At 44.4% G+C, this 14,659-nt stretch carries 9 protein-coding genes; 8 read left to right on the top strand and 1 reads right to left on the bottom strand.

The window, feature by feature from the left end:
• Window positions 1–346 precede the first annotated feature (346 nt).
• From mtaA to EO93_RS04980, 3 genes are all read left to right on the top strand, one after another.
• Entirely contained in the window at window positions 347–1,366 is a 1,020-nt protein-coding gene (gene mtaA / locus EO93_RS04995; protein ID WP_200898084.1) for a methylcobamide:CoM methyltransferase MtaA, read from the top strand.
• 307 nt (window positions 1,367–1,673) lie between these two features.
• Complete coding sequence (locus tag EO93_RS04990; RefSeq protein ID WP_048161316.1) at window positions 1,674–3,293, top strand: methylamine methyltransferase corrinoid protein reductive activase; 1,620 nt, start codon at window positions 1,674–1,676, stop codon at window positions 3,291–3,293.
• Window positions 3,294–3,739: 446 nt separating this feature from the next.
• On the top strand, window positions 3,740–4,969 hold the full coding sequence (locus EO93_RS04980) for a GTP-binding protein (protein ID WP_342764191.1): 1,230 nt from the start codon (window positions 3,740–3,742) through the stop codon (window positions 4,967–4,969).
• Window positions 4,970–5,105: 136 nt separating this feature from the next.
• On the opposite strand, the gene EO93_RS04975 is transcribed toward EO93_RS04980, so the two are convergent.
• The gene (locus EO93_RS04975) at window positions 5,106–5,879 is read right to left on the bottom strand and encodes a winged helix-turn-helix domain-containing protein (RefSeq protein ID WP_048133538.1); all 774 of its coding nucleotides are present in this window, start codon (window positions 5,877–5,879) and stop codon (window positions 5,106–5,108) included.
• A gap of 1,104 nt (window positions 5,880–6,983) precedes the next feature.
• Here EO93_RS04975 and EO93_RS04965 point away from each other — a divergent pair.
• The 5 genes from EO93_RS04965 to mtaC all read left to right on the top strand — a co-directional run bounded on the left by EO93_RS04965 (window position 6,984) and on the right by mtaC (window position 14,655).
• The gene (locus EO93_RS04965) at window positions 6,984–8,879 is read left to right on the top strand and encodes a uroporphyrinogen decarboxylase family protein (protein ID WP_048161314.1); all 1,896 of its coding nucleotides are present in this window, start codon (window positions 6,984–6,986) and stop codon (window positions 8,877–8,879) included.
• 296 nt (window positions 8,880–9,175) lie between these two features.
• On the top strand, window positions 9,176–9,493 hold the full coding sequence (locus tag EO93_RS04960; RefSeq protein ID WP_048161313.1) for a hypothetical protein: 318 nt from the start codon (window positions 9,176–9,178) through the stop codon (window positions 9,491–9,493).
• Between the two features lie 49 nt (window positions 9,494–9,542).
• The gene (locus tag EO93_RS04955; protein ID WP_235284116.1) at window positions 9,543–11,168 is read left to right on the top strand and encodes a TCP-1/cpn60 chaperonin family protein; all 1,626 of its coding nucleotides are present in this window, start codon (window positions 9,543–9,545) and stop codon (window positions 11,166–11,168) included.
• 561 nt (window positions 11,169–11,729) lie between these two features.
• Window positions 11,730–12,797 (top strand): GTP-binding protein, encoded by a 1,068-nt coding sequence (locus EO93_RS04945; RefSeq protein WP_048161311.1) that lies wholly within the window; start codon window positions 11,730–11,732, stop codon window positions 12,795–12,797.
• A gap of 1,081 nt (window positions 12,798–13,878) precedes the next feature.
• Complete coding sequence (mtaC, locus tag EO93_RS04940) at window positions 13,879–14,655, top strand: methanol--corrinoid protein MtaC (protein ID WP_048161310.1); 777 nt, start codon at window positions 13,879–13,881, stop codon at window positions 14,653–14,655.
• Window positions 14,656–14,659: the final 4 nt, after the last annotated feature.

Here is a 14,659-nt window from a genome sequence, read left to right as displayed (position 1 = left end):
CTTCATCTTCTTCAAGTTTTATTTTTGCCATGAATGAAGATACAGATGGGATTCAAAGCTTATAAATAGGACTCAAAATTAAGTTGCCACGACACTAGAGAATTGTTTTTACTGCCATAATTCTCACTCCTGCTCAGGCAAGACAAAAAAGCTGATTCATAAGGACTAGCTGGCTCTATTCATCAGTAAGAACTACAGTTTTTTAATATATTTTAAACTCTGGATACTCTTGTCCAGAGTGTGAAACATTTTGGATTGAAAAGGTCTATATAATATTGTCAAGTAGACAATTAAATTGGAATAAAAATATATGTATAAGAATAGAAGTAAAAAAGGTATGACCGATATGAGCGAATTCACACTTAAAACAAGACTTTTAGCTGCCCTTGAAGGCAAGCCCGTTGACAAAACGCCAGTTTGTTCCGTGACCCAGACCGGGATTGTGGAATTAATGGATGAAGTCGGAGCCCCCTGGCCTGAAGCCCACACCAACCCTGAACTTATGGCAAAGCTGGCAATCGCCAACTACGAGCTCAGCGGACTTGAAGCTGTAAGGGTCCCCTACTGCCTTACCGTCCTGGTCGAAGCCATGGGCTGTGAGATCAATATGGGCACCAAGAACAGGCAGCCCTCCGTCACCGGTCACCCCTACCCCAAAGAAATTGAAGGCGCAACAATCCCTGCAGACCTCCTTCAGAGAGGCAGAATTCCAGCAGTACTTGAAGCAATCAAGATCGTCAGGGAAAAAGTAGGTCCTGATGTGCCAATCGTTGGCGGTATGGAAGGCCCTATCACAGTCGCTTCCGACCTTATAAGTGTAAAATCCTTCATGAAATGGTCCATCAAAAAACCTGAACTCTTCGAACAGGCCCTGGACCTCGCAACTGAAGCCTCAATCATCTATGCAAACGCAATGGTCGAAGCAGGTGCAGATGTCATTGCCATTGCAGACCCTGTCGCTTCCCCTGACCTCATGAGCCCTGACTCCTTTAAGCAGTATCTCCAGCCAAGGCTGCAGAAGTTCTCCGCCAATGTGAACTCCGTAACCATCCTTCACATCTGTGGAAACGTGAACGCAGTTCTCGACTATATGGCAGACTGCGGATTTGAAGGCCTCAGCGTTGAAGAAAAAATCGGCAGCGTAAAGAAGGCAAAGGAAATCATCGGAACCAGAGCAAGGTTAGTAGGAAACATCTCCAGTCCGTTCACCCTGCTGCCCGGACCTGTTGACAAGATCAACGCCGAAGCCAAGCAGGCTCTTGCAGACGGTATCGATGTGCTCGCACCAGGCTGTGGAATTGCACCCATGACCCCACTCGAGAACATCAAAGCCATGGTCGCAGCAAGAGACGAATACTACGCCTGAAAAGGCACAAAAGATTTCTTTATTTTTTTAGGGGCAAATCCCGGAGCTCTAAAACAATTAGAACTTCGGGATGTTCTGTCCCGATTCATATTTTTTTACTTTGCCAGGAAGGAATCTCAGGAATGAGGAGATCCGGAACCAGGCCCCTAACAGGCTGTTATTTTAGGAGGCTCAATCCAGGCAAGAGATTCAGCAAAACTCACCGGAACAGCTTATTCGCCACAAAACTTCTTGAAATTTATTAAAAACAACAAATGCTGAGATAATTGTTGAGTAAGTCTTAAACTTTTTTGGAGGAGGTTAAGATATGAGAACAGGAGTTGCAATTGACCTGGGAACCAGCGGATTCAGGGCCCAGAAAATTGACCTGGAAAACAGCAAGATTAAGAAAACCGTGATAACTCTCCGGAACCCCCTGCCGGGAGCAAACGTAATGGACCACCTTGACTTTGCAATCCATTACGGGCTTGACAAAGCTCACGGGCTCTCGGCAACGGCAGTAAAAAATATCATTACGGAACTCGGAGTAAAACCCGAAGAGATGGAGAAGTTCTCAATCTGCGGAAACCCTATCCAGCTTTCTATCTTTCAGGAAATTCCCATTGAAGACCTGGCATACGCAGGCGAGCGTAAGAAACAGAAGTATCATATTGAAGAACAAAACAGAGACGCTCGAGTCGTACCTCTGACCGAAATCGAGGGATTTGAGAAGTTTAAGAACTGCAAACTGTTTGTGCCCCCCTCCATAAAACACGAGGTTGGAGCCGATGCACTTGCCCTTATAGTAAAGGCAGGCATGATCGAGAGTGATGAGATTGCGATCGCTACGGACTACGGGACAAACGCCGAAATGGCCCTGAAATCAAACGGGATTATTTACACCGGATCGGCTGCTGCCGGGCCAGCTCTCGAAGGTCAGGAAATCGAATGCGGGTCCATTGCATCCCCGCATACCATCTGCGATGTCGAATTTGAAGGAGAAAACCTGCGCTGTTACGTGCTCGACAGGGATATGAAAACAGCTATGGGAGACCTCGTAAACCCGAAGACCGGGGATGTTGTGGAAAAGGGAGAGGTCACTGCAAAAGGCATTACAGGGACAGGAGTTATTGCCCTTATCGAAGCCGGGATAAGGAACAAACTGATAGTTCTGCCAAAAATTAAGACTCCTGAGGGCATCATTCACCTCCAGGATGGGATCAAGTTTACGGATAAAGACCTTATCGCGGCCGGAAGAGCCATAGGGGCACTCAGGGCAGGGCACATTACCCTCTGTGCAGCTGCAGGCATTGAGATGGAAGACCTCAAGATAGCTCACATGTCAGGAGCTGCCGGGACTTACATGGATGCTGCAAAAGCTCACCAGGTAGGGATGATCCCTTACAACGCAAATTATGTCTCCCAGATAGGGAACACTTCCCTGACTGTTGCCCGGGAAATCCTGCTTTCTGAAGACAGGCTCCGGGAACTGCAGGCAATTGCAAAGGAAATCCTGGGCACGCATGTGATGTTCGCAACCTCCGAGGCCTTTAAGGAAGCATATATGCTTGAACTTGCCTACTGGAACGAGGGTATGGCATTCAAGATGCTACAGAAGTTCCTGAAAAAGAAAAAACTCCCCATGATCAGCGAGCCTTCAACGCTCCTTAAAATCGACCGTCAGGTTGAAAGGGATATTCCTGAACTCGGAGAAGAAGGACTTGAAGTGCTTGAAAAAGTCGGGACCTACCTTACCATGGTCATCGAAGACTGCACAGGCTGCAAACAGTGTGCAAAGGTATGCCCCAACGGAGCTCTCAGGATGGAAGACAACGGGACTGTAAAAATAAGGACCGACCTCTGTGACGGAGCAAACTGCCAGCGCTGCCTGCATGCCTGCCCGGATGACAGGTTCAAATGGGAAAACCTGACTGTTGCAGGCAACTGAGAAGGAAAAAAGAAGGTAAGAAAAACTTATTAAAAATGAAATAAAGTGGAATGCCCGTGAACTAAAGTTTGCGGGCTTACTGCTTCATTTTCCGTGGTCAGAAGATGCCGAGTGAGTGAACTACTCCTAGCTAAAGCATAGGAGCTTTCTCCCTTCTTTCTCGTAAATATTTACCTTCAAAACTAGAGTTATTTTTTGTTTGTACCCACGAAGTTTGTTCAGTTGCTTTTAATTTTTGACTTTATTATGTTTCTTTTAATTTTGAACTGTTTTACTCTGAAAGCCGGGATAAACCCGGAGGGAATAGATGCCAAAAACGGATTGAGAGACACAAAAAAGATTTTGATCACCCCCGATTTAGAGATAAAACAATATACTTTGAGAATAGAAAAATTGACGCTTATATCTCCGGAGCAGAGGTCTGGGGGTTTACAATTCATTCTAGAATGACAGGAAAGAAAAGGGAAATAAGCAGAAAGCGGCAGAAAACGGCAGAAAACGGAGGAAAGAAAGTGGATGTCATTGTTGTGGGTGGTTTCCTGGGAAGCGGGAAGACAACCACTATTATCAATATGGGTAAATACCTGGCAGAAAAAGGAAAAAAAGTTGCCATCATCGTGAATGAGATAGGGGAAATAGGGATTGACGGGGACGTGATCAAAAGGTTCGGATTCGATACCAAGGAGATCACAAGCGGCTGCATCTGCTGCTCTCTGAAAGTAGGGCTGAGGACAACAATCACCCTCCTCGCAAATGAATACAAACCCGATATCCTGATGATCGAGCCCACAGGAATTGCTTTCCCACACATTATCAGGAACGAAGTCGAGCTTATGAATCTTGGAGATAAGGTGAAAGTCGCGCCCCTCGTGACCCTGATTGATGGCAGCCGCTTCAAGCATCTGATGAAAGAGGTAAAAGAATTTGCCATGAGACAGATTATAGATGCCGAGATTCTGGGAATAAACAAGGTAGATCTGATCGAACCTATCAGAATCCCCATTCTGGAAGCTTCAGTCCAGCAGCTGAACCCTAAAGCCAGGGTGGTTCTGCTTTCAGGAAAGGATATCGGGGAAAGATTTGAAAGTTTCATGCAGGTAGTTCTCCCTGATATCAAAGAAGTTCCGGAAAAAGCTCAAGTAACCACCACAGAAGAAAAATCCAAACTTTCTGAATCTCAGGAAACCGAAGATTCCATCGAAGCCTCCGGAGTTGGCAGCTATGCTGCAGAATTTGCAATAAAGAAAGGAGAAAGCCTGAGCACGGAAACAGCAAGGGAGCTCACTACTGAATTAATGAACACAATAAAAGAAAAGGTTCTGGAGCTAAACCCCGAATTTGTAGGTCATATCAAACTCTTCCTGGACAATGGATTTGAAACCGTGAAACAGAGCATTACTATTTATTACGAAGAGCCACAGGAAGAGATCATCAAATCAAAAGAAGGAGCTGTGCCGACATTCAAGATCCTCTCAGCAGTCTCAAACGTTGAGAAGGAAGCTCTAAAAGATGCTGTGAACAGCTCGGTACAGGAAACCTTTGAGAAAAGGGGAATAGACGTGCATAAAGCCAGACATGATCAAGAACACGGCCAGAAGCATGGACATGGATATCACAAACATGAACAGCATGGACATGTACAGAGAATCGTGAGTATTAAAGGCAGGGAAAAATAAGAAGAAAGAAAAGGGCGAGTCAGATTAAAAGTGTTCCCGCTCCGCCATTTTCAAAAATATTTTTTTCCGAAAATTCCGGCCTGGCTGCCGTAAATAATTGCCAGAAATGATTCTGGCCGACAGATAGTAACGCTTTTTAATTGATTTTCTCTGAGTGGTCTATATAATACTGGGCAAGTTCATTGCCCCATTCCAGAGCACTCGGAGTAAAACTCATGATTTTCCTGTGGTCGAATTCTCCATCTTTTCCAAAGAGCTTCAGCATCATAAAAGTGTCCGCAACCATAAAAGAAGATGGTCTTAATTTTCCAGAATAGATGTAAAGAGACACCTTATTTTCCAGGCAGGTATTATATTCCTCCTCGAAGTCATTTTTCAGCCTGTTATAGACCTTTTCATCGAGAATCAGGTGCACTTCAGCTCCTTTCTCTGCACAGCTTGCCTGTATAGAAGGGCAGTCAGGACAGAAATAAGAGTAGAATGACTTGAGGGTTTTTGAGCTGTAAAGTCTGTCCCGCAAATGTCTTGGGAATTCAAAGAGGTGGTCCAGATCAGGCTCGTCCAGAGTACATTTTCCCAACATATCCATCTTCTTAATCAGGTGCCTTGGGATCGGAGACCTGTCATGTTTTGACCAGTAATCCTTGTTTCCGTCAAAAACATCAAGAAGAGAAGTAAGGGGAAGCATCTTTTCAACTATAACTTCTCCGATATCCGAGAGTTCATAGGCATTTCCCTTCTGCACGATGATATCCATATCTTTCAGTTTTTTTATCTGCGGCATTACCGCACATGCCTTTACATTAAGGGTGTCCTTGATCTCATCAATATACATCGGCCCATTAGCTAACTGGACAAGGAGATTTTTTCGTTTTTCAGAGAAGAAAATCAAGTCTATAAGGGAACTCATATTTATCCGCTTCCAACCATCATCTGTTATGTTAAGTCGGACTACCGTTTTCCGGAGCTTTACCCATAACCCACCTCAGTCCTCCGGGAAGGATAGCTTCAACATTTAGCCAAGAGCATTACTGGATAAATCCAGTACTTTACCGGGATTATTATTGCCCCGTATAATAAAGCGTTTTGAAACTTTAGCTCTTGTTGTTATACACCTCATTAAAGGAGTGGTTATCAACATATTTTCAATATAAAATTTTAATCTAAAAATGGAAAATCTCTTTAGATAAAAATCATATCAATTATATTACGAGCATTATATTTAAAGTATGATTCTGATCAGCATAACACAAACTATAGATATTATATTTAAAGTATCAGAATAAGCAAAAAATCAAAAGATATAAAGCAAACATCAGAGATATTTTATTGTTTTCAGTATAACTGAGAAACAAAAGATCTGTTTTCACACCGAATAATATAAATGCCATGGGCTCAAAAGGGCGGACCGGCCGGCGGGACGGCATCTGTGATCTTTCAACCTGTATTTTCCCGATAATTACCCTCAAATTTTCAATACCCCTCATTTTTATGTGCCCCCCTAATATTCAATGGTTTTTATTATTCAAGGGGGAGGAATTTTCCATCCCCCGGTAAAAATCTCATGTTTGCAAAAAGGCTGTGAACTTAAAAAGTAAAGATACAACAAATTTCCCCGGTCCCTGAAATAAGAAGCCCGATAAAAATCAGGCCCATACAAAATATGAGGAAAACTATATTTCACCGGGAGAGAAAAAATTGGCACTGAACTAAAAAGCACTGTCGGTTAAGCTATATACCATTGAGTTAATCTGTCAATAGTGACCATTTAAACCTGAAATGAAAGAATAACCTGGACTAAATTCAGGTGAAATTCCAGCCTGTACCGCGGCCGGAAGATTCTGATTTTCAGGAAAAATGGCCATATTGTGAATTAAGGAGTATATTATTGGATTTAGGGAATTGACGGGCTGTGGAACCCGTTAAGGATCTAAGTAAAAGTAGATAGAGATCCGGAAAAGCAGGACGAAAACTGGCTATCTGGGTCCGTCACTAAAAAAAAGGAGATTTTTCAATGGCAAAAGAAGATATTCTGAACGCTTTAGCTGATGCTGTCGTTGAAGGCGACGATGAACTTGCAGAAGAATTCGCACAGAAAGTCCTTGATGAAGACCTCGACGCATATGAAGCAATCGTTGACGGCCTTGCAAAAGGCATGAAGATTATCAGTGATATGTACGAGAAGGGAGAAGCCTTTGTCCCCAGCCTTCTGCTCGCAGCAGATGCAATGTATGCCGGAATGGACATCCTTACCCCTTACATTAAATTAGACGGAACCTCAGTCCCCAGAAATGTTATTATCGGTACCGTTGAAGGAGACGTACACGATATTGGCAAGAACCTTGTCAAGACCATGATGACCGCAGCCGGCTTCAACATGATCGACCTCGGCTGTGACGTGCCCCTTGACAAGTTCGCAGAAGCAGCAAAGGAAAACAAGGCAACTGCAATCTCAATGAGCACTCTGATGACCACAACAATGGGTGGCATGGAAACCGTTATCGAGCAGCTCCAGGAAGGAGGCATAAGAGACTCCCTCGTTGTCATGGTAGGCGGTGCACCTGTTTCCAAGACCTTTGCAGACAGCATTGGTGCAGACGGCACAGCCCTTGATGCAAGCGCGGCAGTTGAGACTCTTTCCTCTCTTGTAAGCGAGCTTCCTACCGATTTATGGAGCGATTCCTCAATTGCAGCAAGCAAGATGAAGTACAAGGAATCCCTCGCACAGAAAGGCGGCAAGGAAAAGATCGATGTAGGGCTCATAACCGCTGAAAAAGTCAAAGCCGAATTCGACTCAGTGGTCCCGAAGTTCACGGAAACCATGACCAAAGCAGAGAGATTTGGCTCTGCCTTCCAGGACAAGAAGGTCGACAGGCTCCCTGTAGCACCTCTCGCCTGCGGTGTATCCAGAAAGTTCGTGCCCTGCTCTTACAAGGACTACTCAACAAGTGCCGAAAAGTACGCAGACTGTGTCGAAGCAGGTATAAAGTACTTCAACATGGACACCTTCGTCGGCCTGACCGACCTCTGTGTCGACGCAGCAGACTTCGGTGCAACAATCAGGTACCCTGAGGAAGATACCCCTGCAGCAATCGGCCACCTCGAAGACTACGAGAAGCTTGAAATCCCCGAACTTAAGGAAGGCACCCGTGCATACAACCTTATCCAGGGCAACAAGATTGCAACAGAGAAGGCACATGCTCTCGGCGCACCCATGACTGCCCTGATCGAAGGCCCAATGGTCGCTTTGACCCAGATCATGGGAGCAACCCGCATCCTTTCCGACCTAAGGACCAACCCTGATGTCGTCCTCAAGGCCCTTGACAAGACCACAACCTACGTAGAAGAAATCATGAAGGGCATGTTCGAGGAAGCTCAGCCGGACAACCTCTGTATGGTTACCCTCTGGACCAACAACGTCATCCTCGGCGCTGACGAGTACATGAAGTCCGAAGGCCAGGTCATGCAGAACAGGATCGCTCCACTGTACAAGAAGTACAACAAGCCAGTTGTTATCCACAACTGTTCCGATGCCCCACACTGGGACCTCATCGACAAGTGGAACACGGAGTACTACAGCTACACCTTCTACCCTGATGAAGTCAACAAGGGTTCCAAGGACCACAAGTACCTGATCAGCACCCACGGCAAGAAAACCATGTTCGGCGGAGAAGTCAGCCCGATCGTCTTCCTGGACAACAGCCCAGAAGGCCTCGCCTCCATGAAAGCAAACACCGTTGCCCTCCAGGAGAGCGTCCTGAACACCCTCAAAGAGAACGGCATGCAGTCCAAGTACATGATTTCAACCGGCTGTGAAGTACCACCAGGAGCACCCTGTGACTCCATCACTGCCCAGACATACACCGTGGCAGAGAAGGGTCCGGAACTCTACAAAAAGATCATGGGATAAACCCGCTGAAGCCATTTCCTAAGAAAAAGGTAAACCTGGGCTTGCCAGGTACGGGATGGGCTTCCGGCCCATCCTCTTTTTATTTTATCACAATAAAAAATTCGGGTTCTCACTATTTCCTGCACCCTTTGCCTCAAAAAGTGCAAGCGACTAAAAACGATAGAAAAGGCATTGGGAAGGAAGAAAAACGAGAATAAAAAACGAATAAAACCACATTTGGGCCGAAAAACGTAAAAATTTCCGCAGAAGATGGCAGAGAACCTTTTTAACTATCCTGGTAAAAGAGGTGAAACCGGATGGGATATCAGAAAGTACCCGGAACTGAGGAAAAAAGGTTTTATTCTAGTCCTGTACACCCTGCGACCTATAAGCTGGAGTTGAACCATTCATCTCAGAGGTTCCTCTTCCGTTACTCAGTTATTGAAATAAGTCCTGTGAACTATGAATCGAGCTTAGCCCCGGGATCGATAGAATATACAGATGAATATACAGATATATACGCGGACTCCAGATGTTCCGATCTACCCGCAGAAGTGGACCTTACAATGGAAGATCCCGATCTCTATCTCGAATACACAGGAAGGCTCTCCGAATCATCAAAAATTCACAATTAGTATTAGTAGTAGAATTAATATAAATACTAATATTAATAATGCTTTATGAATGTCAACCGCAGCAAATGGGAAAAACATGGCAAGCGAATTAAAAACACCTGACCTGGAAAGCCAGGATGGAATGGCAAAACTGGCCCGGACTATAAAAGACAAGATCCTCATTGACGAACCGGTAAAAGAAGATGAGCTGGTAGACCAGCTCGAAAGAGCAGCCATAGAAATTGATGAGCTGCTGGGTTCATCTCTCGGGCCGAAAGGCATGAACAAGATAATAGTAAACCCTGTAGGGGACATTTTTGTTACTAGCGACGGGAAGGTAATTTTAAAGGAAATGGATGTACTCCACCCGATAGTAACTACCCTCAAAAAGCTTGCCGAATCAATGGACAAAGCTTGCGGAGACGGTACAAAGACAGCTGTTATTTTTGCAAGCAACCTTATAAAAAACGCAATCCAGCTTATAAGAGCAGGGATACACCCTACAACAGTTATAGAGGGGTATGAGCTTGCCCTTCAAAAAGCGTATGAAATGCTCCAGTACAGCATAAAGCAGGCTGGAGAAGAAGACGTACGCACAACAATTATGTGCTCTGCAACGGGAAAAGGAGTCGAAAGGTATCAGGCAGAGGCAATAACTGAAGTTGTCCTGAAAGTTGTAAGACATTTGAGCGAAAAACAGGATGGAAGAATTGACCTTAACAGGAACGTCAAAATCCTCAAAAAGAAAGGCGGACCGGAAATCGTTGCAATAGAAGGTCTGATCATGGATGAAAACCCGGCAAGGGAGGATATGCCGAAAAGTTTCCAGAACCCTGCCGTCCTGATCATAAATTATGACCTCAAGATTAAAAGCGGATACTTAAACCCTCAGCACAACCTGAAAATGGACTCGGTACAGACGGCGCTCCTGTATGAGGAGAGAAAGAAGGAGATGTGCAGGGAAATTGCCCAAAAGATCATTGATTCTGGAGCAAACGTCCTTTTCTGTGAGGGAGATATCGACCCTTATATCGAAACTCTGCTCCGGGACAATGATATGCTGGCTTTCAAGAAACTGAAAGCGAAAGACCTCGATAAACTTGCAGAAGCAACAGGCACAACCCTGAAAGTATTTCAGGATGAGATTCTCCCTTACGACCTCGGAAAGGCAGACAGCATAAAGGTTGAAAGAAGGAACGGAGAAAACTTTGTTTTCATCGCCGTGAAAGAGAAGGCAATAGCCACCATCCTGATCTGGGAACCTGTCAAATATGGGCTTGACAAGGTCGAAGAAGCGATAGACGATGCCCTGAATAATGCGGCATTCCTTATGAAAAACAGGGAAATCGTGAATGGAGGAGGAGCAATAGAGTTTGAACTGGCGCACATGGTCAGGCTGTTTGCGGCAACACAGACCGGAAAGAAACAGCTTGCAATCCAGGCGTATGCAGAAGCCCTCGAAAAAATCCCCACGATTCTTGCCAGAAATATGGGAATGAATGCAATTGATGCAATGGCGCAGATGAGGAATTCATATTCAAGAGGGATAGAGGCAAGGATAGACCTCTCACGAAAGGTAACTGATAAGGGGCCGAAAGTATACGATTCTGCAACGGTCAAGAAACTCGCCATTATCGCAGGTACAGAAACAGCAAGAAACGTGCTAAGAATTGATGAAATCGTCCCGAAGAGATGATATCACACTGATTGCAATGCCTCACCCTCTCTTCTTGGCATTGTTATCATACCCAAAAAAGAAGTTAGACCTTCAATGTCTTTCCGGAAGACACAGATTTGCCATTTTAAATGTGCCTCCCGGAAAAAACCTATATCAAAAAAATCAAAAAAAGGCGGCTGAGACCTGGTTTTGCCATTCTCCGGTCAAATGTCAGCCAAAAATCAGAAAATATGGTTCGGTGCTCCCAACTTCAAGCCTTATGGCAAGTAAAAGAGTACCGTAAGAATCAGGAAAAAGGTACTTTTCAGGCCCTTTTTGCCATTTAAAGGGTTAAGAAAAAAGACTTTAAAACCTGAGACCAGTAAGATCGGTATGCCCTCCATGCCGGAATCCTCATGGCAGGAAGGGGGCAGTCTTCCGATCATGTACAATAAGCCTTAAGAAAATTGGTAAACGAGAGGGAGGGTGATTTATTCGCCCTCATTACATTGATAAAAAACTAATTCAATAGAGCAGGATGTAGAAGTTGACGCATTCCTTCCCTGAGCTAAAGACTCCGGGGTTTCCTGCTGAGGTTTTATGAAGTGCATGATAATCGGCGGCTTCCTTGGAAGCGGCAAGACTACTACAATAAGAAAACTTATCGAATACCTTGGAGCACAGGGGCAGCGAACAGCAATTATCGTCAACGAGATCGGAGAGATAGGGATAGACGGGGACACGATCTCGGAAGGCGGAGTGGAAACCAGAGAAATTACAAGCGGATGCGTTTGCTGTACTCTTAGAATCAGCATGGAGCACACCATAAAAAGCCTTAGAAATTCCTACCGTCCGGATACTATAATAATAGAGCCTACAGGGATAGCCTTTCCGAGACAGCTCAAAAGCAATATAGAAAGCATGGATCTGCCGGGGATAACCTTCGCTCCCATAGCGAACCTCGTAGATGCCAGCCGTCTGGGCTCCGACCCGGAAGACATCCCCAATTTCATGAAAAACCAGATAGAAGACGCAGAGATCCTTGGCATCAACAAAGTTGATCTCATCGGACCTGAGAAACTCCTTGAGGTCTGCAGACTCCTGCGCAAACTGAACCCGAAATCAAGGATGGTTCATTTCTCAGCCAGGCAGGGAGGAGAAAACTTTGACAAAATGCTGGAACTGCTTGGAGGAGACAGCCAGGAAAAAACAGTTCCTGAAGCGAAAAACTCAATCGAGATGTCCGGAGTTTCGGCATATTCCTCCGAATTTGAGATCACTTCACAGGAAATTCCCCTTGAAACCGCAGTCTCTGTTTCCGAGCAGATCCTGGAGAATATAAGAAACAGAGCAAAAGAACTGAACCCCGAATTCGTAGGGCACATAAAGCTTTCCTTTACCCACAACGGAAACTTTGTAAAGGGAAGTGTGACCTCAGCGCATGAAAACCCTGCAATAGAAGTGCTTAAAAAAGAAGGAAATCCCAGGTCAAGGATAAAAGTACTTTCGGCAATAACGTCCGTACCCAGGGAAGAACTGGTTAAAGCCGTGGATGTGGCAGTAACCGGGCAACTGGAAAACAGGCAACTTTCATATGTAAAGATGGAAAAAAGAGACCACGGACACCATCAGGCCACAATAAGCCCCTTTAAGCAGAGTAACCTCTGACGGAAATACGTTTCAGGTCAAGGGAAGCCTTGACCGGACATACAACAACTTTATATAGGATCGAATTGTCCTCGATCCTTACCCGAAAGAAACCCCTTATATAGAGAGGTAAAGTACTCTTTCAGCCGTCCGGAAAAACCTGGCTTCTGGAGGGCAATAAATTTACCGAAAATATTTGGAAGTTAGCATAAGAAGAAATTAAAAACAGAGATGCAATAACTTACCAGGGAAAAGTTCGCCCACATTTTAAAAAACGGCGGAAAAAAGGCAAAAAATAGGATTTAACCAGATTCAGGAACAATTTAAAGACCTGAACTTTGAGAATCCAGTTATATATTAGGAAGAAAGTAAAATATATCGAAAATGAAGAAAAACAATTGAGCATGTAAACTATACTTGCATGCGTTCAAGATGAAATCCAGAAGAACCTGATTTTGCCTTATTAAATATTCCAGGAAAAACAAATCCACTTGATTAACTTCCATAGCTCAAATAAAAGTCTGTATATCTTCAATATCCGCAATCAGAGATATCCCTGAAAAGAGGATAATTGCTCTATAAATTTTGATACCATTGATCAAATCAATGGAAACAAAAAAACAATCCTTTTTTATAAAATCATTTGCGGAGAAAATTGGAGTGACAACTATAAAATTATAGCTGCGCAAAAATTAGCATAGATGAAGGTATATGCGAGGAAATCTAACTTTAAATTGCAAGTGAATTCCCGAATAGTAAAGGGAGTACACCTTTCATAAGTTAACTGGGAAAAAAGGTCTACTGGCACCGGAAAAATAGGAACTGGAAATCCGGAAATCCGGGAAATCAGTAACATTCCTAAGGAGCCTGAAAAACAGGAAAATTGACCTGTAATTCAGCACTTTTGTGCAACCAGTACACCATCAAGAGGTTATCCATACCCCCGCAATGGAAAGAATTCGATCTGGAGGTTTTCGAATTCATTTACATTGTTTCAGAAAGTATTTCGGAAGAAATACCTGAAAGTTCAGGAAGATGCAACTTGCAGGATCGAAGATCTGAGCAATCTGAGATCTCTTCATTATAAAATGGAGGTTAAAATATGTTGGATTTGAAACTGGAAGACATCGATGGCATATTAGTACGCTACAACGTCGCCCTCGAAAAGGAAATGACTCCTGACGAAGCAGCAGAAGAGCTTTACCCGAAGGATGAACTCATCTACCCGATTGCAAAATCAATCTATGAGGGAGAAGAAGAAGACGTGGTTGACGGACTCAAAGCCGCAATCGCTGCAGGCAAGAAACCAATCGACCTTATCAATGATGCTCTGATGGTAGGCATGGGTGTTGTATCCAAGCTCTACGACGATGGTATCATTTTCCTCCCCAATGTTATGATGTCTGCTGATGCAATGCTGAATGGTATTGAATTCTGCAAATCCCAGACCACCGAAGTACCCGAGCCCAAGGGCACAGTTGTCTGCCATGTTGCAGAAGGTGACGTGCATGACATCGGAAAGAACATTGTTGCTGCCCTCCTGAGAGCAGCCGGCTATGACGTAACTGACCTGGGCAGAGATGTCCCTGTTGACGAAGTCATTGAAGCTGTTGTAAAAGATAAACCAATACTGCTTACAGGTACTGCTCTCATGACAACCACCATGTATGCATTCAAGGAAATCAATGACAAGCTCCTTGAAAAGGGATTAAAACTGCCCTTTGCATGTGGTGGCGGTGCTGTGAACCAGGACTTCGTTGCACAATATGACCTCGGAGTTTATGGTGAAGAAGCTTCAGACGCTGTGAAGATTGCTGATGCAATCCTTGCCAGTGGGAACGACATAGAGAAGTTAAGAGCAGAATTCCACAAGCACTAAGGGA

It is taken from the genome of Methanosarcina sp. 1.H.A.2.2 (assembly GCF_000979975.1).
Classification (GTDB): Archaea; Halobacteriota; Methanosarcinia; order Methanosarcinales; family Methanosarcinaceae; genus Methanosarcina.
The sequence above is the reverse complement of the archived record's forward strand: the minus strand, read 5'-3'. Positions and strand labels throughout refer to the sequence as shown.